Here is a 20,416-nt window from a genome sequence, read left to right as displayed (position 1 = left end):
CCTCGGCTGGGGGCGGCGGCCCGGCGCGTGGCGTCGGGCCGCCGTGCGGGGGGTGACGGGGGCGCGGGCCCACGGGGGGGATGGGCCCGCGCCCCGAGGTGGCGGCGCGGGGCCGGGGCTCAGGCCCCCGTCCGCTCCGCCTTGAGCAGCCGGGCCAGTTCCAGCCGCTTGATCTTGGTGGTGGCGGTCTGCGGCAGGTCGTCGAGCTTCCACTGCACGGGCTCCGCCATCGCGGGCAGACCGGCCACCGCCCGCTTCCAGGCCGCGAGATCGAGCGGCTTGTCGTCGCGGGTGCACACCACGGGCAGCGGCTTGCCGTCCTCGTCGGGGACGATGATGACCTCGACGAGCTCCGGTATCCGGGCGAAGAGGGTGTCCTCGATCTCCAGGGTGCTGTCGATGCCCTCGATCTCGTCGACCTCACGGTCGAGCAGGTGCAGGCAGCCCCACTTGGTGCGGTAGCCCAGGTCGCCCATGCGCCACCACTCGCCGTCGGCCTGCTTCTCCCAGCGCTCGTGCTCGCCGAGGTAGGTGACGATCCGTCCGTCGGAACGCACCTCGATGTAGCCGGGGTTGGACTTGGTGGGCCGCTTGCCGTCGCGGCTGACCACCCGGACGCCCGTCATGCCGGGGAACGGGGAGCCCACGCAGCGGCCGTCGGCGTCCGCGCCGCGCTTCTTCGAGTAGGTGCGCCCGGCGATGGGGCCGACCTCGCTCTGGCCGTACATCTGCACGAACTGCGGGTTCTCGCGGCGTGACGCGGTCAGCATCAGGTGCACGGTGCGCGGGTGGATGGCGTCGAAGGTGCTGCTGAAGTACTTCACGTTCGCCAGCGGCCGGCGCGGGTCGTCGACCAGCACCTCCCAGCGCAGGAACGTGTTCGGGTGTGCCTCGATCAGACCGGGCGGGGCCTGCCGGAACACGTCGGCCACGACCTCCGGGTCGTCGTCCCGGAGGATGATCATCGGGTGCCCCTGGAGGATCGTGATGGGCATGGCCGTGAACATCCGCGAGTGCACGAACGACACGTGGATGGCCACCGGTTCGCTGCGGCCCACCAGGGAGGCCACCGTGCCCTGGGGGCGGTAGCGGGCCTCGAAGGTGCGCCCGGTGTGCACCGCCAGCTTGGGCGTGCCGGTGGTGCCGGAGGTGTGGGTGACCAGCGTCGGGTGGTCCGGGGGCATGGTCACCGGCGCGACCCGGGTGGAGCCGGCCAAGGAGGCGAGTTCGACGGCCTCCTCGTGGCTGCCGGAGGCCAGCAGCACCTGCCGGGCCAGGCCGAAGACCTCGGCGGGCAGATGGTGCTCCAGCTTGTCCTGGTCGGTCACCAGGTACGGCCGGTCCACGCGGCGCACCAGCTCGCACACGGTGTCGCCGTCGAGCTTCGGGGACAGCAGTACCGGGACGGCTCCGATCCTGGCCGCGGAGCAGGCCAGCAGCGTGATGTCGAACCCGTTGGTCTTGTGGACGACCACGCGTTCCCCGGGCCGGACGCCCGCCGCCCACAGCCGGGAGGCCAGGTCGTCGACGAGGTCGGCGACCTCCGTCAGCGTCATGCGGCGCCCGCGCTCCGGAGCCACGTCGAGATCATGGTCGAGAATCACGGAATTCGCCGGGTACCGGGCCGCGGCCCGGTCGAACAGCGTGCCCAGCCGAATTCCCTTGTTTCCGATGCGCTGGAGAAACATCTGCCCACCCTCTCCTCCGCCGTGACTGTTCCTCAGCCGTGCGGCGGGCCGTTTGAATTCAGGCTCCCGTACGGATCACCGGGGAATTGTCACTGCTTTTCGATGACGGCCTTGATGCGGTTCAGCGTGGCGTCGAGGTCCTGTTCGAGCTTGGCGGTCCAGTCGGCGACGAAGCGCTTGCGGTCGTCCTCGTCCAGGTCGGCGACGATCTTGTGGATGCCGGCGGTCGCCCGGCCCATGCGGAAGTGGTGGGTGAGCACGCAGCCGTCGCCGTCGGGCGCCATGTCGAAGCCCCAGATGCTCTCCTGGTCCTCGCGGGCGTGGGTGAGCATCATCCACTGGAAGGTGCGGCCGGGCTCGGCGGCGGTGATGCGGCACTCGGTGTGCCAGACGCCGCGCACCAGGGGGGCCCAGGCCACGACGTCCTCGCTGCGCAGGTTCTCGCCGCGGAAGACGGCGCCGACGGTGGAGGGTTCGCCGGAGACCCACGTGCCGCCGCGGCATTCGGGGCTCCATTCGGCACTGCGCGGCAGATCGCTGACGACGGAGTAGACCTCGAGCTGGGTCGCGGAAATGTGAATGTCGGCCTTGAGCTCGAAGAGCGGCGAGGTGTCGATGATTGACTGAGTCATGTGCAGAATTCTGTCGAGGGTGTCCGGCGCCGGTCAAAGAGCGGCTTTCTCATTTGTCAGGTCGGAATTCCCGCATTTCACCGGCGCCGTGTGCCCCGGCCGGCTCAGACCCCGGCACCCACGCTCAGCACGATTTTCCCGTGCACCTTGCCCTCCTCCAGCCGGCGGTGCGCCTCGGCGGCGTCGCTCAGGTGCAGCCGCTCGATCGCCCGGGGCCTGAGGCGGCCGTCGGCGACGAGCCGGTTGATGGCACTGGCGGCCTCGGCGAGCTCCCCGGCGGTGGCGTGCGAGATGGCGAAGCCGTGGATCGAACGGTCCCTCAGATACAGCGGCCCCACGGGCAGCACGGGCCGGGAGCGCAGTCCGGCGAGCAGCACGATCCGCCCCCGCCCGGCGAGCAGGTCCACCGCGCTCTCCAGGTCGTTGGTGCCGGAGGCGTCGAGGTACAGGTCCGCCCCCGCGGGGACGGCGGCGCGGATGCGCCCGGGCACGTCGGGGTCCCGGTAGTCGACGACGTGGTCGGCGCCGAGGCCGCGGCAGTACTCGGCGTCCCGCGCGGAGGCCACGGCGATCACCCGGGCGCCCGCGGCGGCGGCCATCACCACCAGGGCGCTCCCCACGTTGCCGCCCGCGCCGACCACGACGACGGTCTCGCCGGAGCGCAGCCGCCCGTGGGTGAACAGACCGAGGTAGGCGGTCGCGGCCGGATGGGCCAGCGCCACGGTCTCGTGCGGGTCGGCGCCCTCCGGCAGGCGGTACAGCCGGTCGACGGGCACCACCACGCGCTCGGCGGCGGCCCCTTGACGGCCGTCGTGGCCGAGGCTGTTGCACCACACCCGGTCGCCGGGCCGGAACCGGTGGACGCCGGAGCCGACCGCGGCGACGGTGCCGGTGAGGTCGCGGCCTATGACGAACGGGAAGGTGAGCGGGGTCCGCCAGGCACCCGAGCGCACGAAGGTGTCGACGTGGTTGACGGAGACGGCGGTGACGTCCACCAGGACGTCGGTCGGCCCCGGTTCCGGCGTGGGCTGATCACCGTAACGGATGACGTCCGGAGATCCGAGCTGTTCAATGTAGGCAGCACGCATCATGGTCAAGGATTCTGGCGCAGAGGCCCGGCCCGCGTCCGCGCGCGGCCCGGACCCCGGTGCGGATCTGTCAGATCGGAACCGGGTCTGTCAGATCCGCCCCGTGCGGGCCTCGTCGGTCCGCACGGTTCCGCACGGTGCAGACCAGGGCGGTCCGCACGGTGCAGACCAGGGCGGTGCGCACGGTTCAGACCAGGTTGAGACGGGCCAGTTCGCGCCGGGAGCCGACGCCCAGCTTGGGATAGGCCTTGTACAGGTGGTGCTCGACGGTCCTGCGGCTGAGGAACAGCTGCGCGGCGATCTCCCGGCTGCTGTTGCCGTCGGCAGCCAGCCGGACCACCTGCAGTTCCTGCGGGGTCAGCCGGTCGAGGACGTTCTCCGCGGTGGCCTTCGCGCCCGTCGTCGCGTCGCCCGCCGCCCGCAGTTCCGCCCGGGCGCGCTCCGCCCAGGGCACGGCCCGCAGCCGTTCGAAGTGCTCCAGGGCCGACCGCAGGGAGGCACGGGCCTCGGTGCGCCGCCGGGCCCTGCGCAGCCACTCTCCGTGGAGCAGCTCGGTGCGGGCCCGCTCGAAGGGCCGCCCGCCCTGTTCGTGCAGCCGGACCGCCTGCCGGTAGTCCTCCTCGCGCCCCTCCACCAGGGCCCGGCAGCGGTGGGCCACCGCCCGCGCCCACGGCTGCCGGCCGGCCCGCGCCCAGGCCTCGAAGGCGAGCATCGGCCGCTCGGCCCGCTCCGGCTGACCGAGCCGTACCGCGGCCTCCACCTGGTCGGCGACGGTGGCCATGGCCATCGCCGTGTGGCGTTGCGGCCCGGGGCCGACGGCGGTCTCCAGCCGGGCGAGGGCCGACTCGTAGTCGCCGCGTGCGAGTTCGAGCAGGCTCAGGGCGCTCTCGCCGGCCACCCTGCCGACGTCGGGCACGTCCCGCGTGAGGTGGCGGCAGCGCTGTTCGTCACCCTCGATGGCCGCGATCCGGGCGGGCACGCCGTTGAGCCAGGCGACGCGCTCGCGCAGCCCGGTGTCGCGGGCGATCTCCACGGCCTCGGCCACCGACGCCTCGGCGTCCCGGTGCGCCCCGGCCAGCAACTGACGTTCCGCCAGCAGGTGCAGGGCCTGCGGCAGCGCGCCGATCAGGCCCTGCGCACGGCAGCGGGCCACCTCGGCGGCGGCCAGTTCCATGGCCGCCGCGTCGTCCCCGAGCAGGACGGCGCTGTGCAGGGCGCGGGTCCGGTCCGCGTCCGAGCCGTCCTGGCCGTCGGCGACGGCGCGCGCCAGCAGGGGCAGGCCGCGGGCGTAGTCGTCGTCGACGAGGAAGGCCATGCCCTCCACCATCGGGTCGGCTTCCCCGAGGGACGCCAGCCGCTCGGCGGCCTCGCGCACCGAGTCCGCGTCACCGGCGAACCAGCCGTACGTGGCGCCGGTGCGGAGCATGGCCCGGCCCGGGCCGGGATCGGCGGTCTGCGTCCGCCGCAGCAGCAGGCGGGCGGCCTCCCGCTGATGTCCCGACTCGAACATCACGGCGGCCCGGACGGGGGCCAGCCGGGCCAGGTCCTGCGGTTCGGTGGCCGACTGCTCGGCCTGCTCGGCCAGCTCCCGCGCCTGCCCGGCGTGCCCGGCGTTGAGAGCGCAGGTCGCGGCGTCCGTGAGCCGCCGGATCTGGGCGCGGCGGTCGGGGGTGAGCCGCGCCGCCTGCTGGTGCAGGAGCGAGGCGGCGGCGTAGGCGCTGCGGTCGGCGGCCCGCTCGGCGGCGGCGACCAGTTCGGCCGCGACCCCGTCGTCGGGTGACGTCGTGGCCAGCGGCAGGTGCCGGGCCCGGCAGTCGGGGTCCTCGGCCGCGTCGGCCAGCGCCTGGTGGACGGCGATCCGCCGAGCCAGTACGGCTCCCTGGTAGGCGGCCGTCCCGATCAGCGGGTGGCGGAAGACGACCGTGCTCTCGGTCACCTGGATCAGGCCCGCCCGCTCCGCGTCCTCCAGGTCCTCCAGGCCCACGCCCAGCGTCCGGGCCGCCTTCATCTGCAGCGGCAGGTCGCCCCGCCCCTCGGCCGCCGCGAACAGCAGCGCCAGCCGGGTCTTCTCGGGGAGTCCGGCGATCTGGGTGCGGTACGACGACAGCACCCGGTCGGCGACCGTCACGGGCGTGAACCTGCCGGGGTCGTCGCGGCGGGCGGCCCCGAACTCGATGAGCGCCAGCGGGTTCCCGGCGGACTCGGCGATGACCTGGTCGCGCAGGGCGGGGGCGAGCCCCAGGTCGGCGAGGAGGCTCACCGCGTCGCCGGTGTCCAGCCGCGAGGGCCGCAGTTCGGTGAGACCGGGCGCGGCGAACCCCTCGTCCCGGGTCGCGAACACCATGGCCACCTGCTCGGCGGCGAGCCGGCGGGCGGCGAACAGCAACGCGTCGGAGGTGGCCTGATCCAGCCACTGGGCGTCGTCCACGAGACACAGCAGCGGCCCCTGTTCGGCCAGGTCCGCCAGGAGCGTGAGCACGGCCAGCCCGGTCAGGAACCGGTCCTGCGTGCGGGTGCTGCCCGTCCCGAGCACCGCCCGCAGAGCTTCCGCCTGCGGTCCGGGCAGTCCCTCCAGCCGGTCCTGCACCGGCCACAGCAGCTGCACCAGCCCGCCGAAGGCGAGGTCCGCCTCCGGCTCGACCCCGGTGACCCGCAGGACCCGCATGCCGGCGGCCGACGCCGACTCCGCCGCGCGGTCCAGCAGGGCGGTCTTGCCGATGCCCGCCTCGCCCCGCAGTACCAGGGCACCGCTGCGTCCCTCGCGGGCCCGAGCGGCCAGATCCTCGAGCGCCGCCAGCTCGGTGGCCCTGCCGTACAGCACGTAGGTGCCCCCACTCCCCGTGATGCGGCCCACCGGTAGGCAAGCCGTGCCGACGTACGTATCCGGTTTCAGAAATCTTACTGATTCGGCCCCGCTGCCTTCCTTCCTACGGTGTGGAACAAGCCGGTTCCCCGATGGAGGAGATCGTGAGCAACTTCTTCGAACCGCTGCCCCTGGGCAAGCTGACGCTGCCCAACCGGCTCGTCATGGCGCCGATGACGCGCAGCCGGGCCAGGGACGGCGTGCAGACCCCGCTGGCGGCCGAGTACTACGCACAGCGCGCCGGAGCGGGTCTCATCATCACCGAGGGCACGCAGCCCTGCGTGATCGGGCAGGGATACATCGACACACCGGGCGTGCACACGCCCGAGCAGGTGGAGGCATGGCGCCGGGTGACCGACGCGGTGCACGAGCGGCAGGGCCGGATCTTCGTGCAGGTGATGCACTCCGGCCGGATCGGGCACCCGAGCCTGTACCCGGACGGCGCGCTGCCCGTGGCGCCCTCGGCGGTGGCCTCGGGCGGCCGGATGTACATGCCGGAGGGCATGCTGGACCACCCGACGCCGCGGGCCATGGACCTGGAGGACATCGCCCGGGCGGTCGAGGACCACATCGCGGCCGCCAAGTGCGCGATGGACGCCGGGTTCGACGGGGTGGAACTGCACGGCGCCAACGGCTACCTGATCCACCAGTTCCTCGCCGACAACACCAACCTGCGCACCGACGCCTACGGCGGCAGCATCGACAACCGCATCCGTTTCGCCGTCGAGGTCGCCCAGGCGGTCAGCGACGCGATCGGCCCCGAGCGGGTCGGTATCCGCCTCTCGCCCGCCAACACGACCAACGGCATCGAGGAGCGCGACCCGGCCGCGCTGTACCAGGCGCTGATCCGCGCCCTGGCGCCGCTCAACCTCGCCTATGTCCACCTGATGGAGTTCGGCGGCCGTGACATCACGCAGCTGATCCGCAAGGAGTGGCCGGGTGTCCTGATCCTCAACCCGCACGCCACCGGCGAGGAGGCCGCGGTGACGCCCGAGGCCGCCGAGGCGGTGCTGGAGGAAGGCCTGTGCGACGCGGTGAGCATCGGCTCGCTGTGGCTCGCCAACCCGGACCTGCCCGAGCGGATCAAGGCCGGCGGCCCGTTCAACACGCCCGACCCGGAGACCTTCTACGGAGGCGACCACCGGGGCTACACCGACTACCCGACGCTGGACGGCTGACCGACCGGGCGGGCGGCGGCGGGGCGTGCGGTCGGCGCCCGGCCCGCCCGGCCCCGCTCGCCGTCCGCCCCGATCCCCGACTCCCTGGCCCGGCCGGCGCCTTCTCCCCCGAAGGGCTGCACGCCGGACCGGGCCAGGGTGGTCCAGCGACGACCGACCGCTCAGGGAGCACAGATGAGCAACTCACTCGCCGAGTCCGGCGCCCCGGGTCCCGCCGCGCCGGGCAGGAAACCTCAAGCAACCGATGCACGCGGCCCGTTCCACGGAGCCGCGGCCCTCTGGCTGGCCCTCATGGCCGGCCCGCTGTCCTTCGGCATCGCGGGCCCGGCGCTGGTCCTGGACGACGCCGCGCGGGACCTCGGCGTCTCGACCGGTGCCGCCACCTGGACGGTGACCGCGTTCGGCTGGGGCATTGCGGTCGGCACGCCCCTGCTGGCCGGGCTGCTGGACCGCCGGGGGGCGCGCGCCGCGCTCACCGTGTGCGGTCTGCTCGTCCTGCTGGGCGCGGGCCTGGTGGCCGGGATACCCGTCCTGCCGGTCCTCGTCCTGGGCACCGCCCTGATGGGCCTCGGCACGGCCGGCCTCACGGCGACGGCCATGAGCCTGGCCGGCTCGCCCCGGGCCATGGGACTGGTCACCGCCTCGCTCGCCGTGGTGGGTTCGACGGCCCCGCTGGCCGGTTCCCTCGTCAACGACGTGCTGTCCTGGCAGGCCACCCTCGCGCTGCCGGTGCTGAGCGCGGTGGCCGTGCCCTTCGCCGTGGCCCGGTGCGCGCACGGCGCTCCCGTCACCCGGGAGCCGTTCGACCCGCTGGGCGCGGTGTTGCTGACCGCGCTGGTCACCGCGCTGGTGTTCGTACCGCACCAGCCGCTGGTGGCCGGTGTGTGCTCCGTCGTCGCCGCGGGGCTGCTGGCGGCCCAGGTGCGCGCGCGGCCGCGGGGCTTCGTCCCGGCCGTCCTGGTGCGCAACCCGGGCTTCCTGGTCTCGGCCGGCCTCGCCCTGTGCCTGGCGGTCGTCAACTTCGGCATGATGTACGCGATTCCGGAGCGGCTGGAGGACCACACCTCGTGGTCCACCAGTGAGATCGGCGTCGCGATGGTGTGGCCGTTGCTGCTGGGCGGTGCCCTGTCCTGGTTCGTCGTGGCGGTGTCGGCGCGGACGGGACGCCGGGTGGTGATCACCGCGCTGGTCGGCCTCGCCGTGCTGGGAGCGGTGCTCGCGGTCGTCGGCACCTCCCCCGCGGTCCTGCTGGCCGCCCAGGCCCTGACGTCGATCGCGGCCGCCTCCGGGCAGGGCGCGTTCGCGGTGCACGCCACCTCGGCCGTCCCCGACGACCAACGCCCCCCGGCCATCGGCATGTTCAACCTGTCCTATCTCCTGGGTGCGGCGTTCGGGCCCGCCATCGTCTCGCTCCTGGCGCTCTGAGCGCCGGCGTCCGCTGCGAGTGCGCCGTCACACCGCGTGGGTGTGACGGCGCACACCGCGTTTCCCAAAGCACCTCTACATACGCCAACTGGCATAATCACCAAAGGGGTTCGCGAAAGGACGGGGTGTCTGCCCGGCCGTCGGCCGGCATCGGTCCGGCCCGCAGGCCACCAGGTGACCACGTGGAGGGAGAGGCTGTGGCTCCCGGTGCGCGGGCACGGCTCGCGGAACGCAGGCGGGAGTCCTCCCGCCGCGCCGGCAGGCCGTGGTCCCGTGCGACCCGGCCGTCGTGCACCGTCACTGCCGGCGGTTGGGGAACGAGACACCGGAGGGCCTCGTGTCGCAGAAGAAGGACGCATCCGTGGCGGCCGTGCTGGACCTGCTGGACCTCCTGGCCGGCGAGGGGCCGGCGAACCGCTTCGAAGCGGTGGTCGAGGAGGCCCGCAGACAGGGCGTGACCGGCGCCGACCTGCGCAGGGTGGAACAGACCAAACGGCTGGCCCTGGCCATCCAGGCCCGGCTGGAGCGCCGTCAGCAGTGGAGCGCCGCCCTCACCACGCTCGTCGACACCGCCTCCGATCTGGCGAGTCCGCACACCGTCGAGGACACCCTCAAGATCATCACGCGGCGGGCGCGGCTGCTGCTCGGCGCCGACGTCGCCTGGGTCACCCTGCCCACCGCGGAGGACGACGGGGAATTCCGCCTGCACTCGCTCGACGGTCACGTCACGATGCTGAACGCGCGCCTGCGATTACCGAAGGGAGCCGGGCTCGCGGCCGCCGTCCTGGCGCATCGTGCGCCGCTGTGGACCTCCGACTACCTGACGGACGACAGCTTCCGGCACGCCGGCGAGCTCGATCAGTGGATCAGCGCCGAAGGGCTGCACGCCGTCCTCGCCGTGCCGCTGAGCCGGACGGCCGCGGCCGCGGGGTCCCTGCACGTCGCGGACCGCAGCGTGCGCCATTTCTCCGCCGACGAGATAGCGCTGGTGAACATGCTCGCCGAGATCGGCGGTGTGGCGCTGGACCGGGCCGTGTACCTGGACGAGACGGTCGCGGAGATGTCCGCGCTGCGGGAGCGGGTGCTGCGCGCGGAGGCCGGACAGGCCGACGCGCGCGGGCTGGCCGCCGCGCAGGGGGCGCTGCTCGACCTGGTGCTCGGCGGCTGTGATCCGCAGCTGCTGGTGGAGGAGTGCCGACTCAGGCTGGGTGCCCCGGTGCTGCTGTGCGGTCCGCGCGGCGCGGCGATCGCCGCCTCGGGCGACCTGTCCGGGGGCGCCCTGGAGGACTTCGCGCGCGCCGCGAAGGACGCCGGGACCCTGCTGGACCCGTCGCCCGCCCTGCTGGACGACGGCATCTGGTGCCTGCCGGTCCTGGCGGGCAGTCACCACCTGGGCGCCCTGTACGTCCAGGCCGGTCCCGCCCTTTCCGGCGACACCGCCCAGCTGCTGCGGTACGCGGCCCGGGCCGCCGCGGTGCTGCTGTCCCTCCAGGAGGGCGGCGGCACGGTCCTGGAAGGGCAGTTCCGGGACGAACTGCTGGGCGACCTGCTGATCAGTGCGCCCCGGCCCCGGGACGTGCTGGAGCGGCGCGCCCGCCGGCTGGGCATCGGCCTGGACCAGCCGCACGTGGTCGTGGTCGCCCGCCCCGACGGGGACGCGCAGGCGCATGCGGCGACCCGGGCGTCGTCCTGCGCGCGCCGGCTGAACGGGCTCCAGACGACGCACGAGGGCGACATCGTGCTGCTGCTGCCGGGCACCGACCCGGGTGCCGCGGCCCGGACGGTGCACGACGAGCTGTCGTCCCTGCCCGGCAGTCCGCCCACGGTCAGCGGCGCCGGACCCGTGTCGGACCCGGGTGCGGTCCTCCACGGGTACCGGGAAGCGGCGCGCTGCCTGGACGCGATGATCGCCCTCGGTGCCACCGGAACCCCGGCCTCGACCCACGAGATGGGGTTCGTGGGTCTGCTGCTGTCGGACCAGGTGGACGCCGAAAGGTTCATTCAGAGCACCATCGGTGCCGTGCTCGACTACGACGAACAGCGCCTGACCGAGCTGGTCCGCACGCTGGACGCCTACTTCGACACCGGTGGCAGTCCCACGTACGCGGCCGAGAAGCTCCACGTGCACCCCAACACCGTGGCCCGTCGGCTGGAACGCATCGGTGATCTGATCGGCCCCGACTGGCAGCGGCCCGAACGGGCCCTGGAGATCCAGCTCGCGCTCCGCATGTCCCGGATCCGGCGGGTGCTGCGGGAACGCAAGGCGCCTCCCGGGGACGCCGCCGGCGCTCAGGACGCGTAGTCGAGGACGCCGTCGTCGGTGTCGCCCAGGGCCGCCAGGACGTGCGCGGCCGACGCGAGGGTGACGTGCCGGTGCCAGCCGCGATAGGAGCGTCCGGCGAAGTCGCGGATGCCCACCTGTTCGGCTCCCCGGGCGAAGTCCTGGTCGACCCGGCGGATCATCCCCCGCAGCCGCATCAGGAACGCGGGCGGCACCGACGTCAGGTCCGTCAGCCACACCTCCCCGGGCCGTCGCCGGTCGGTGTTCCCCACCCCGAGCAGGAGCAGGTCACACGGCCCGGCCCCGGTCCGCCGGCCCCCGGGACCGGGCAGCGCCACCCGTACGGCGGTGACCAGCCCTGAGCGCCTGACGGTCCCCGTGCCGTCGTCCGGCCACACCACCGGCCGCTGCAGGCCCCGGCCGGCACTCATGATCTGGCGCACCGGCCTGGGGGTGGCGTCGAAGCCCTTGAGCGCGGGGTCCGTCACCGACAGGCGCAGCGAGTCGTCGACCCGGAGCATCATCGGCATGCCCCGGTCGAGGAGCCTCGGCACGGCCGAGGCGACGTCGGTGCCGCGGGCGTCCATCACCACGGGGCGGGCCGGCAGCCGCCACGCCGCCGCCTCCAGGAAGGCCTGGAGCGCGCACTCCCCGAGCGTCTCGGCGGAGGCGTCGTCCGGTATCGACGCGCGCCGCCGCCGGTCCTCGGCGAACCAGGACGGCGAGAGCTGCAGCCGCCAGTTGACCGGCGCGCTGATCTCCTCGGCGACCGCCCAGACGCCCACGGCCTGCTGGGCGTTGAGCATCTGGCCGTGCTCCGGGAAGAAGCGCCGCTCCACTCCGACGGAGTGCCGTCCCGCCTTGGGAATCACCATGGGCCGCACCACCCACGCCTGTGGCGGGGCCACACTCACCACGTACCGCGCCAGTGCCCGGCGCACCGGCCCCCACTCCCAGCTCGAGTCACTGATGAAGTGGTGCAGGCTCTGTTCCGTCGCCTGTCCCCCGACGAGCGCGGCGATGTTGCGTATCGACTTGCGTCCCCTCACCTCCAGCAAACCACGTATGTACTCCATGCCCTTGCGCCGTTGGTCGCTGCGCGGCAAGGAGGCGAACAGCAGTGAACACATCTCCGGCAGCGACACCTGGCAGGCGGACGCGTACGCCGGTTCGTGCATGGTCGGACTCTGCGCTTGGTCAGGGCTCAGCGCGACCACACTCATGAACGGACCCTCCATCGGGAGTAGACGAAGACGATCCGAAGGGCTGCCCGTCCACTGTGCGCGCAGGTGCGGTGCCGGTCCCAGGTACACGGAGCACAGGACTTGTGACGGGGGGCGGTGGCCGGGCCACCATCGCCTCCCGCTCCCCCCGGGGCCCTATCCGGAACGTTCCCTTCGGGCTGTGTCCGGACCACCGCCGGGCTGCGTGGAGGCGTCTCCCGGGGCTGCCTCAGGGGGACTTGACAGAGTGGTGCCGACGTCGGGCGCCGGGTGCCGCGGGCACGTCACCATGGGATTCCGCACCACGGCACACCCGACGGGGACCCCGGTGTGGTCCCACTACCGAGGAGGACACCATGAGCGCTGCCCCGGAGCCACGACCCGTCACCGTCTGGTCGGATCTGGGGTGCCCCTGGGCCACCCTCGCCCTGCACACGCTGCGCGCCACGGCCCGGGAACGCGGACAGGACCTCCTGATCGACCACCGGGCGTTCCCCCTGGAGCTGTTCAACCACCAGCCCACGCCCAAGTTCATCGTGGAGCCCGAGATCGTGGTGATCTCCGCGCACCGGCCCGACCTCGGCTGGCGCCTGTGGGCGGGGCGGGAGTACGACTACCCGTCGACGATGCTGCCCGCGATGGAGGCGGTCCAGGCCGCGAAGGACCCGTCCGTCGGGGGCCTGCGCGGCAGCGACGAACTGGACGCCGGCCTGCGGCACGCGTTCTACGTCGAGAGCCGGTGCGTCAGCATCCCCTCGGAGATCCTCGACGTCGCCGCGCAGTGCGAGCACGTCGACGAACAGGCCCTGGCCCGCGCCCTGGAACGCGGGGCCGGCCGTGCCGAGATGTACGAGCAGTTCCGCGTCGCCCAGGGCCCCGGCATCCAGGGCAGCCCGCACCTGTTCGCGCCCGGTGGCTACGCGGCGCACAACCCCGGCGCACATGTCGAGTGGGCGAAGGCTCCCGACGACGGCGGCGTACCGCGCCTGGACCGCTACGACCCGTCGTGGGCCGGGGAACTGCTCGACCTGCTGGCCGGGGGGAGGCAGCCCGGCGGTGCCTGAGACGAGGGAACTGACCATCTCGGCGACCGCGCACGCCCACTTCGCGACGGCGGCCGCGGCCGAGGGGGTGTCGGTACGCACGTACCTTGAACGACTTGCGGAACGCATCGCCCCGGAACCGGCCGGACCTGGTGCGCGGCGAACGGTGGCCGAAGCGGGCCCGGACCGGCGGCTGGTGGAGCTGGGGGTCGTGGATCCGCGGCGGGACGCCTCGGGCCGGAGGTAGCCGAAAGGCCGTATCGGCAACCCCCGATACGGCCTCTCGACCTGCTGTCTCAGCAAGTCGGGACGACAGGATTTGAACCTGCGACCCCTTGACCCCCAGTCAAGTGCGCTACCAAGCTGCGCCACGTCCCGATGCGCCTCGCGCGGGGTGAACCGCGTGATCGCGCAGGTCAACCCTACCGCATACGCGATGGGGGGTTCAGCCGCGCGGGCGTCGGAGCGGCCGGCTGATCAACGCCGGGCGCGGAGTACACGGGGAGCCGGTCCGCGCCGGGCGCAGAGTACGCGGGCAGCCGGTCCGCGCCGGGCGCAGAGTACGCGGGCAGCCGGTCCGCGCCGGGCGCGGAGTACGCGGGGAGCCGGTCCGCGCCGGGCGCAGAGTACGCGGGCAAGTGGTGCGCGCCGTGTGCGGAGTAAGCGGGCAAGTGGTCCGCGTCGGGCACGGAGTAAGCGGGCAGCCGGTCCGCGCCCGGCGCCGCGTGGGCGGGCAAGTGGTCGGATCCGCGCGCGGAGTGGGCGGGCAGGTGCTCCGCGCCGCGCGCCGGGTCGGCGGGCCGGTGGTCGACGGGCGGTGGGGGTTCGTCGCGGGGGCCGCGTCGGCCGCCCATGCGCGCACCGGTCCAGCCGGCCAGGCCCGCCGTCGACACGGCGACCGCGAGGACGGCCCACCAGGGCAGTTCCGCCTTGGTGGCGTGTCCGGCGCAGGCCGCCACGGCGAGCAACGCCGTGGCGGCACCCCCGGCCGCCTCGACCCGCCGGACCCGCCGGTCCCCCGCCTCGTCCACTCCGTGGCCCCCTTCGCACTCGGACGCCCGGGCATCCGCACCCGGGCATATGCCGCACACCATAAGCGGGCTCCCGAGGCGTGTCCGACCAGGGCGTACAGGGCCGGCCGACACCCGCCGTGCGCTGACGCGCCGGCCGGTCTCCGTGCGCGCCCCCCACCGCGGCGCACGCGATCAGTGCGCGCCGAGGAGTGTCCGCTCCGCGCTGTCCCCGGCCGGCCGCCGTGCGCCGCGGACCGCGACCAGGCCGAGGAAGACCGTGGAGCTCACGTCCTCCGGTGCGAAGGCCGTGACGCCCGGACGCCCCGGTCCGGAGCGAGCAACTGCCCACCCGGCCACGGTCCGACGACGGCGCCGAAGCGGCCCATGCCGGAGGCTCGGCCGACGGCGGTGTCACGGCTGCCGGGCGCCGAGCGGATCGCGACGGTCCGGCAGCTGGGCGGCCAGGTGGCGATGCCGTGGACGAGGAAGCGGCCGCCGATGGACGCGATCCGGTGGAACAGGTGATGGATCCGGCCCTCTTGGCACGAGGTGATGGTCATACGGGTCGTATCGTCGACGGCCGCCGGGCGCGGTGCCGTGTCGGGCTGTCCCCCGGTCGTGCCGGACGCGCCGCCGGCCGGCCCTTCGTCCGCTCAGCCGGTGGGCGCGGAGGCGGCCGGGGATCCCGTCGTGCCCCGGATCCGGAGCGTCGGCGCGGCCAGGTGGAGCCGCCCCTCTCCCCCGGGCCGTTCCAGCCGGTCCAGGAGGAAGCGGGCCGCCCGGCGGCCGACGTCGTGGCCGGCGTTGTCGACGGTGGTGAGCCACAGGTGGCGCAGCCGGGACAGGCTCGTGTCGTCGTAGCCGACCAGGGAGAGGTCGCGCGGGACGCGCAGCCCGAGTTCCTCCGCGGCGGAGAGGGCGCCGACACAGGTGATGTCGTTGACGGCGAAGACGGCGGTGGGCCGGTCGGGGCGGTTCAGGAGGCGGACCGTCGCGCGGTAGCCGCCCTCCTCGGTCATGTCGCCGGCCTCGACGACGGCTCCGTCCGCCAGGCCGTGCGCGCGCATGGTCGCCTCGAAGCTGCGGCGGCGCAGTTCGCCGACGACCCCGAAACCGGCCAGGTGGGCGATGCGGCGGTGGCCGAGGCCGATGAGGTGCTCGGTGACCAGCCGGGCCCCCCGCTCGTCGTCGCCGGCGACCTGGTCCACACCCGGCGGCACCGGCTCGCGGGCCCCGGCCAGGACGACCGGCATCCGCTCGGCGACCGCGCCGAGGGCCGCCGGATCGGGCAGGGTGCCGACCACGACCAGGCCGTCGACGCGCAGGTCCAGCAGCGGGTCGGCGGCGTCCTGGCCGGTGCGGCGGTTCAGACGGGCGTCGGCCAGCAGCATGTGCAGACCGTGGGCGTGCAGCAGGGAGTTCAGGCCGTCGAGGAGGTCGACGAACCAGGGGTTGCGCAGGTCGTTGAGGAGCACGCCGACGGTGCGCGTGCGCTGCTCGCTGAGGCTGCGCGCGGCGGCGTTGGGCCGGTAGCCCAGTTCCCGGGCGGCCCGGAGCACGGCGTCCCGCTTCTCGGGGCGCACCTGGTCGGAGCCGCGCAGCACGAGGGAGACCAGCGACTTGGAGACGCCGGCCCGTTCGGCGACGTCGCGGATGGTCGGCGGTCTCATGACATGGACCGTTCCATGCGCGGCGCGGGCTTGTCAAAGGGTTGACAGCGTCGGGAAACCGCGCCCAGGGTGGCCTGGACAGGTTCTGGAACGGTCCAAAGAGGGGCTCTCATGGTGGACACGCTCGGCGTCGCCGTCGTCGGATTCGGCTGGATGGGGCGGGTGCACACCCAGGCCTACGCGCGGGTGCGGCACCACTTTCCGCAGCTGTCCCTCGTCCCGGAACTCGTGACCGTCGCCGAAGAGGTGCCGGGCCGGGCCGAGGAGGCCGCCGGCCGGTTCGGGTTCGCCTCCACCACCCGCGACTGGCGCGAGGTGGCCGCCGACCCCCGGGTGCGGGCGGTCAGCATCACGGCGCCGAACTTCCTGCACCGTGAGATCGGCGTCGCGATGGCCCGGGCGGGCAAGCACATCTGGATCGAGAAGCCCGTCGGCCTGACCGCCGAGGACGCCCGGGCGGTGGCGGACGCGGTCGCCGCGTCGGGCGTGCAGGGCGCGGTCGGCTTCAACTACCGCAACGCGCCGGCCGTCGAGGCGGCCCGCGAGCTGATCGCCGCCGGAGAGCTGGGCACGGTCACACATGTGCGCGTGCGGTTGTTCAGCGACTACGCGGCCCATCCCGAGGGCGCGCTGACCTGGCGGTACGAGCGGGAGCGCGGCGGCAGCGGAGTGCTGGGCGACCTGGCCTCGCACGGGGCGGACCTGGCCCGGTTCCTGCTCGGTGACATCACGTCCCTCACGGCCGACACGGCGATCTTCCTGCCCGAGCGGGCGCGTCCCACCGGCGCGACGGCGGGCCACAGCCGCGCTTCGGGCGGTGAGCTCGGCCCGGTGGAGAACGAGGACTACGTCAGCTGTCTGCTGCGCTTCGCCTCGGGTGCGCGCGGCGTGCTGGAGGCCTGCCGGGTCTCGGTCGGGGAGCAGAACAACTACGGCTTCGAGGTGCACGGCACCAGGGGGGCCGTGTTCTGGGACTTCCGGCGCATGAACGAGCTGGGGATCAGCCGCGGCACGACGTACCAGGACCAGCCGGTCAGCACGGTCTTCGTCGGCCCGGGCCACGGCGAGTTCGCCGCGTTCCAGCCGGGTGCCGCGAACGCCATGGGCTACGACGACCTGAAGGTCATCGAGGCGTACCGCTTCCTGCGGTCGGTCGCCGAGGACACCCCGTACGGGGCGACCCTGGAGGACGCGGTGCACAGTGCGGCCGCGCTGGACGCGATGGCGCGGTCGGCCGCGAGCGGCACCTGGGCGGAGGTGGGCGGTCCGGCGGACGCGCCGCCCGCCACCGCCCGGGCCTGAGGCCCTGAGCCCCCGGCCGGGAGCCCTGAGCCGTCAGCCCCGCGCCTGGAGCCGTCGGCCCAGGTGGACCCGCAGCGGGACGAGGACCAGCCACCCCCACATGATCCGGGGGCCGGTCACGAAGACCAGCGGGACGGTGACGAGGAAGACCACCACGGTGGTGGCACCGTCCAGAAGGTAGAGCGTGCGGGCGGTTTCGGAGGGCCGGTCGTGGCGCAGCCGGGGGCGTCGGGCCAGGACGGCGGCCACCGCCGGGTGAGAGGCGCCGAGCGCGGCGACCGCCCCCGCGTAGACGGCGACCGACACGGGCTGGTCCCCGTACTCGGCGAGCAGCCGGGTCGGGAAGGGGACCAGTGCCGCGACGCCCAGGCCGAGCATCGACAGGCTGATCACCTGGCCGTCGATCTCCCGGACGTCCCGGAAGATCCGGCGGTGGTCGCGCCAGTGGCTGCCCAGCACCACGACGCTCAGCGCGTAGGCCCCGAGGTCGGGCAGCAGCTCGCGCAGCGCCGCGCGGTAGGCGGCGGGATCGAGGTCCCGAGCGACGGAAAGGTCCGGCACGAGCAGCGTGATGGCGATGGCGAACACCCCGTCGACCAGGGCCGGCAGCCGCTGAGGTTCGCCCTCCGGGCGCGAGCTCCACATGGGTTCGACGTCAGGTGCCGCGGCGTACGTGCCCCGGACCCACGCCCGGCCCCGCACCCGGATCACACGGCCGCCTGCGCAGGCATGTTGTAGGGCGTCACCACCTGGATCGCCGACGGCAGGGTCGGCCCGGCCGGGGGCAGCGCTCCGTGCGCGCGCATCACCGTGTGGCAGGCCTCGCGCACGTCCTGGCGCAGGTCGTGGTGGAGTACGGCCGACAGCCGGTGCTCGCGCAACAGGCGGGTGTTGTCGTGGTCGAGATCGTGCGCGACGAACACGGCGCAGTCGCGGCCGAGGTCGTCGAAGGCCCGCAGCGTGGCGATGTTGCCGCCGCCGATCGAGTAGACGGCGCGGATGTCCGGGTCACGTTCCAGGGCGGCCCGCACCAGGTCGTACTGGGTGGCGTCCAGGCCCTGACCCTCGGCGATCTCGACCAGCGTGCGCTCCGGGTGCCGGGCGCGCATGGCGCTGCGGAAGCCCATCTCGCGCTCCTCCTCGTTGCGGAAGAAGCCGCTGCTGAGGCTGGTGAGGATGTTGCCCGGCCGCTGTCCCAGCCACTGGCCCATGAGGTAGGCGGCCGTGGCGCCGGCCGCCCGGTCGTCGATGCCCACGTAGGCGAGGCGGGCGCTGGAGGGCAGGTCGGTGACCAGGGTGACGACCGGGATGCCTGCGGCGGCGAGCCGGCCGACCGCGGCGGTGACCTCGGGGACGTCCGGCGCCTTGAGGATCACGCCCTGCGAGCCGCGCCGGGCTATCCGGTCCAGGGTCCGCACCAGCTCTCCGACCGGGCCGGTCTCGCGGAAGTGGAAGCGGGAGCGCAGCACCGCCGGGTGCAGCGCGGGAAGCTCGGCCTCCAGGGCGGCCCGGATGGCGGTGGTGAAGCGCTCGGGCGCCTGCATCACGAGGTCGACCATGAACGTCCGGCCGACCAGCCGGACCTGGGTGCGCTGCCGGTCCAGGTCGGCGACGGCCTGGCGGACCTCGCGCGCGGTGCTCTCCCGTACGCCTCCCCTGCCGTTCAGGACACGGTCGACGGTCGCCTCGCTCAGACCTGCCTGGCGGGCGATCTCGCGGATCGGGAAGGGGTGGCCCATGCGCCGGCTCCTTGAGGGGTTTTTGATGGCTCGCTGCTGGTTGTTCGAGGGGTTTGTACTGACAAGAATGACAGGGCTGCGTCGCTCCATGACTCCCGAAGGGACGACGATGTCCTTCACTTCCCTACACCGCCGGGCCTGGCTGTCCGAGCAGGACTGCGACCTGGACGCGTTCCGCGCGCTGGTCGAGCAGGCCACCGACCGGGCCGACTATCCGCACGCCTCCGCCGTGGAGCGGAACGTGCCGGTCTACGACTGCGGTCTGCTCGAAGGTGACCGCGTGGTCCAGGCCGAGCTGGTGCGGGCCCTCGCCGACGGCCCGGGCATCGTCGTCTTCCGCGGTGCCTTCCCCGACCCGGAGGTCGTGGACCGGGCCACCGCGATGTTCGAGGGGCTCATCGCCGAGCAGCGTGCCTCGGGCGCCACGGCCGGCGACCACTTCGCCAAGCCGGGCGCGAACGACCGGGTGTGGAACGCCCTGGAGAAGGCGGCCCTCCACGACCCGGAGGCCTTCGCCGACTACTACGCCAACGACGTCCTCGCCCTGGTCTCCACGGCCTGGCTGGGCCCCGGCTACCAGGTCACCTCCCAGCTCAACGTGGTCAACCCGGGCGGCGCGGCGCAGACCGTGCACCGCGACTACCACCTGGGGTTCCTGGCGAACGACGTCGCCGCCGCCTACCCCGCGCACGTGCACCGCCTCTCCCCGGTGCTCACCCTCCAGGGCGCGGTCGCACACTGCGACATGCCCGTGGAGTCCGGGCCGACGATGTACCTGCCGCACTCGCAGAAGTACGAGCCGGGCTACCTCGCCTGGCGGCTGCCGGAATTCCGCGCGTACTTCGAGGCGCGGTACGTCCAGCTGCCGCTGGCCAAGGGTGACGCGGTGTTCTTCAACCCGGCGCTGTTCCACGCGGCCGGCACCAACCGCTCGGCGGACATCCGCCGCATGGCCAACCTGCTGCAGGTGTCGTCGGCGTTCGGGCGCGCGATGGAGACGGTGGACCGGCAGGCCGTGGCGAACGCCGTGTATCCCGTCCTGCTCAAGCGCAAGGCGGCGGGCGCCGACCGGGCGTGGCTGGACAACGTGGTCGCCGCGAGCGCCGAGGGCTATCCCTTCCCGACCAACCTCGACAGCGACCCGCCGGTCGACGGGCTGGCCCCGCCCTCGCAGGCGGATCTGATGCGGCGGGCGCTGCGCGAGGAGTGGACGCCCGAGGTGTTCCGGGCGGAGCTGCGGGCCGCCGCCGGACGACGAGAGAGCTGAGGAA

General features: G+C 73.7%; 17 protein-coding genes and 1 tRNA gene. 7 read left to right on the top strand and 11 right to left on the bottom strand.

What is annotated here, in order from left to right; genetic code table 11:
• Positions 1–119: 119 nt before the first annotated feature.
• From ACIGAQ_RS04675 to ACIGAQ_RS04660, 4 genes are all read right to left on the bottom strand, one after another.
• The gene (locus ACIGAQ_RS04675) at positions 120–1,688 is read right to left on the bottom strand and encodes a class I adenylate-forming enzyme family protein (protein WP_399779132.1); all 1,569 of its coding nucleotides are present in this window, start codon (positions 1,686–1,688) and stop codon (positions 120–122) included.
• A gap of 89 nt (positions 1,689–1,777) precedes the next feature.
• Entirely contained in the window at positions 1,778–2,320 is a 543-nt protein-coding gene (locus ACIGAQ_RS04670) for an SRPBCC family protein (RefSeq protein WP_399779130.1), read from the bottom strand.
• A 104-nt stretch (positions 2,321–2,424) separates the two neighbouring features.
• Positions 2,425–3,408, bottom strand: coding sequence for an NADPH:quinone reductase (locus tag ACIGAQ_RS04665; protein WP_399780670.1), 984 nt, complete (start codon positions 3,406–3,408; stop codon positions 2,425–2,427).
• Positions 3,409–3,595: 187 nt separating this feature from the next.
• Positions 3,596–6,229, bottom strand: coding sequence for an AAA family ATPase (locus ACIGAQ_RS04660; protein ID WP_311687228.1), 2,634 nt, complete (start codon positions 6,227–6,229; stop codon positions 3,596–3,598).
• Positions 6,230–6,363: 134 nt separating this feature from the next.
• Here ACIGAQ_RS04660 and ACIGAQ_RS04655 point away from each other — a divergent pair, with 134 nt between their 5' ends.
• The 3 genes from ACIGAQ_RS04655 to ACIGAQ_RS04645 all read left to right on the top strand — a co-directional run bounded on the left by ACIGAQ_RS04655 (position 6,364) and on the right by ACIGAQ_RS04645 (position 11,176).
• Positions 6,364–7,449, top strand: a complete 1,086-nt coding sequence (locus ACIGAQ_RS04655) for an alkene reductase (protein ID WP_399779128.1) — start codon at positions 6,364–6,366, stop codon at positions 7,447–7,449.
• A 174-nt stretch (positions 7,450–7,623) separates the two neighbouring features.
• Complete coding sequence (locus tag ACIGAQ_RS04650; protein WP_399779126.1) at positions 7,624–8,874, top strand: MFS transporter; 1,251 nt, start codon at positions 7,624–7,626, stop codon at positions 8,872–8,874.
• 337 nt (positions 8,875–9,211) lie between these two features.
• The gene (locus ACIGAQ_RS04645; protein ID WP_399779124.1) at positions 9,212–11,176 is read left to right on the top strand and encodes a helix-turn-helix domain-containing protein; all 1,965 of its coding nucleotides are present in this window, start codon (positions 9,212–9,214) and stop codon (positions 11,174–11,176) included.
• Here ACIGAQ_RS04645 and ACIGAQ_RS04640 read toward each other — a convergent pair.
• On the bottom strand, positions 11,164–12,333 hold the full coding sequence (locus tag ACIGAQ_RS04640; protein WP_311686980.1) for a transposase: 1,170 nt from the start codon (positions 12,331–12,333) through the stop codon (positions 11,164–11,166). The two genes, ACIGAQ_RS04645 and ACIGAQ_RS04640, sit on opposite strands and share 13 nt — an antisense overlap.
• Positions 12,334–12,734: 401 nt before the next feature.
• Here ACIGAQ_RS04640 and ACIGAQ_RS04635 point away from each other — a divergent pair, with 401 nt between their 5' ends.
• Both ACIGAQ_RS04635 and ACIGAQ_RS04630 read left to right on the top strand, forming a co-directional pair.
• Positions 12,735–13,442 (top strand): DsbA family protein, encoded by a 708-nt coding sequence (locus ACIGAQ_RS04635; RefSeq protein WP_399779122.1) that lies wholly within the window; start codon positions 12,735–12,737, stop codon positions 13,440–13,442.
• Positions 13,435–13,668 (top strand): hypothetical protein, encoded by a 234-nt coding sequence (locus ACIGAQ_RS04630; protein ID WP_399779120.1) that lies wholly within the window; start codon positions 13,435–13,437, stop codon positions 13,666–13,668. The genes ACIGAQ_RS04635 and ACIGAQ_RS04630 overlap by 8 nt, the downstream gene beginning before the upstream one ends.
• A 57-nt stretch (positions 13,669–13,725) precedes the next feature.
• Here ACIGAQ_RS04630 and ACIGAQ_RS04625 read toward each other — a convergent pair.
• The 4 genes from ACIGAQ_RS04625 to ACIGAQ_RS04610 form a co-directional block, all read right to left on the bottom strand.
• Positions 13,726–13,799, bottom strand: a tRNA-Pro gene (locus ACIGAQ_RS04625).
• Positions 13,800–13,843: 44 nt separating this feature from the next.
• The gene (locus ACIGAQ_RS04620) at positions 13,844–14,452 is read right to left on the bottom strand and encodes a hypothetical protein (RefSeq protein ID WP_399779118.1); all 609 of its coding nucleotides are present in this window, start codon (positions 14,450–14,452) and stop codon (positions 13,844–13,846) included.
• Between the two features lie 266 nt (positions 14,453–14,718).
• Positions 14,719–14,994 (bottom strand): hypothetical protein, encoded by a 276-nt coding sequence (locus tag ACIGAQ_RS04615; RefSeq protein ID WP_399779116.1) that lies wholly within the window; start codon positions 14,992–14,994, stop codon positions 14,719–14,721.
• Positions 14,995–15,087: 93 nt separating this feature from the next.
• The gene (locus ACIGAQ_RS04610) at positions 15,088–16,104 is read right to left on the bottom strand and encodes a LacI family DNA-binding transcriptional regulator (RefSeq protein WP_399779114.1); all 1,017 of its coding nucleotides are present in this window, start codon (positions 16,102–16,104) and stop codon (positions 15,088–15,090) included.
• Positions 16,105–16,215: 111 nt separating this feature from the next.
• Between ACIGAQ_RS04610 and ACIGAQ_RS04605 the strand changes: the two genes are divergently transcribed.
• The gene (locus ACIGAQ_RS04605; RefSeq protein ID WP_399779112.1) at positions 16,216–17,406 is read left to right on the top strand and encodes a Gfo/Idh/MocA family protein; all 1,191 of its coding nucleotides are present in this window, start codon (positions 16,216–16,218) and stop codon (positions 17,404–17,406) included.
• 33 nt (positions 17,407–17,439) lie between these two features.
• On the opposite strand, the gene ACIGAQ_RS04600 is transcribed toward ACIGAQ_RS04605, so the two are convergent.
• Positions 17,440–18,051, bottom strand: coding sequence for a TMEM175 family protein (locus tag ACIGAQ_RS04600; protein ID WP_399779110.1), 612 nt, complete (start codon positions 18,049–18,051; stop codon positions 17,440–17,442).
• 62 nt (positions 18,052–18,113) lie between these two features.
• The gene (locus tag ACIGAQ_RS04595) at positions 18,114–19,145 is read right to left on the bottom strand and encodes a LacI family DNA-binding transcriptional regulator (RefSeq protein ID WP_399779108.1); all 1,032 of its coding nucleotides are present in this window, start codon (positions 19,143–19,145) and stop codon (positions 18,114–18,116) included.
• Between the two features lie 109 nt (positions 19,146–19,254).
• Between ACIGAQ_RS04595 and ACIGAQ_RS04590 the strand changes: the two genes are divergently transcribed.
• A complete protein-coding gene (locus ACIGAQ_RS04590) occupies positions 19,255–20,412 on the top strand; it encodes a phytanoyl-CoA dioxygenase family protein (protein WP_399779106.1) in 1,158 nt (385 codons plus the stop codon).
• The last annotated feature ends 4 nt before the right edge of the window (positions 20,413–20,416 follow it).

Origin of the sequence: Streptomyces sp. NPDC085932, from assembly GCF_044540525.1 — a bacterium.
GTDB lineage: Bacteria > Actinomycetota > Actinomycetes > Streptomycetales > Streptomycetaceae > Streptomyces > Streptomyces levis.
This window is presented reverse-complemented; position numbering and strand designations above follow the sequence as displayed.

What these genes read in the sequence shown, in the direction of transcription:
- ACIGAQ_RS04675 (WP_399779132.1), bottom strand. Translation starts at nt 1,688, where the DNA reads ATGTTTCTCCAGCGCATCGGAAACAAGGGAATTCGGCTGGGCACGCTG.
- ACIGAQ_RS04670 (WP_399779130.1), bottom strand. Translation starts at nt 2,320, where the DNA reads ATGACTCAGTCAATCATCGACACCTCGCCGCTCTTCGAGCTCAAGGCC.
- ACIGAQ_RS04665 (WP_399780670.1), bottom strand. Translation starts at nt 3,408, where the DNA reads ATGCGTGCTGCCTACATTGAACAGCTCGGATCTCCGGACGTCATCCGT.
- ACIGAQ_RS04655 (WP_399779128.1), top strand. Translation starts at nt 6,364, where the DNA reads ATGGAGGAGATCGTGAGCAACTTCTTCGAACCGCTGCCCCTGGGCAAG.
- ACIGAQ_RS04650 (WP_399779126.1), top strand. Translation starts at nt 7,624, where the DNA reads ATGAGCAACTCACTCGCCGAGTCCGGCGCCCCGGGTCCCGCCGCGCCG.
- ACIGAQ_RS04640 (WP_311686980.1), bottom strand. Translation starts at nt 12,333, where the DNA reads ATGCACGAACCGGCGTACGCGTCCGCCTGCCAGGTGTCGCTGCCGGAG.
- ACIGAQ_RS04635 (WP_399779122.1), top strand. Translation starts at nt 12,735, where the DNA reads ATGAGCGCTGCCCCGGAGCCACGACCCGTCACCGTCTGGTCGGATCTG.
- ACIGAQ_RS04615 (WP_399779116.1), bottom strand. Translation starts at nt 14,994, where the DNA reads ATGACCATCACCTCGTGCCAAGAGGGCCGGATCCATCACCTGTTCCAC.
- ACIGAQ_RS04610 (WP_399779114.1), bottom strand. Translation starts at nt 16,104, where the DNA reads ATGAGACCGCCGACCATCCGCGACGTCGCCGAACGGGCCGGCGTCTCC.
- ACIGAQ_RS04605 (WP_399779112.1), top strand. Translation starts at nt 16,216, where the DNA reads ATGGTGGACACGCTCGGCGTCGCCGTCGTCGGATTCGGCTGGATGGGG.
- ACIGAQ_RS04600 (WP_399779110.1), bottom strand. Translation starts at nt 18,051, where the DNA reads ATGTGGAGCTCGCGCCCGGAGGGCGAACCTCAGCGGCTGCCGGCCCTG.
- ACIGAQ_RS04595 (WP_399779108.1), bottom strand. Translation starts at nt 19,145, where the DNA reads ATGGGCCACCCCTTCCCGATCCGCGAGATCGCCCGCCAGGCAGGTCTG.
- ACIGAQ_RS04590 (WP_399779106.1), top strand. Translation starts at nt 19,255, where the DNA reads ATGTCCTTCACTTCCCTACACCGCCGGGCCTGGCTGTCCGAGCAGGAC.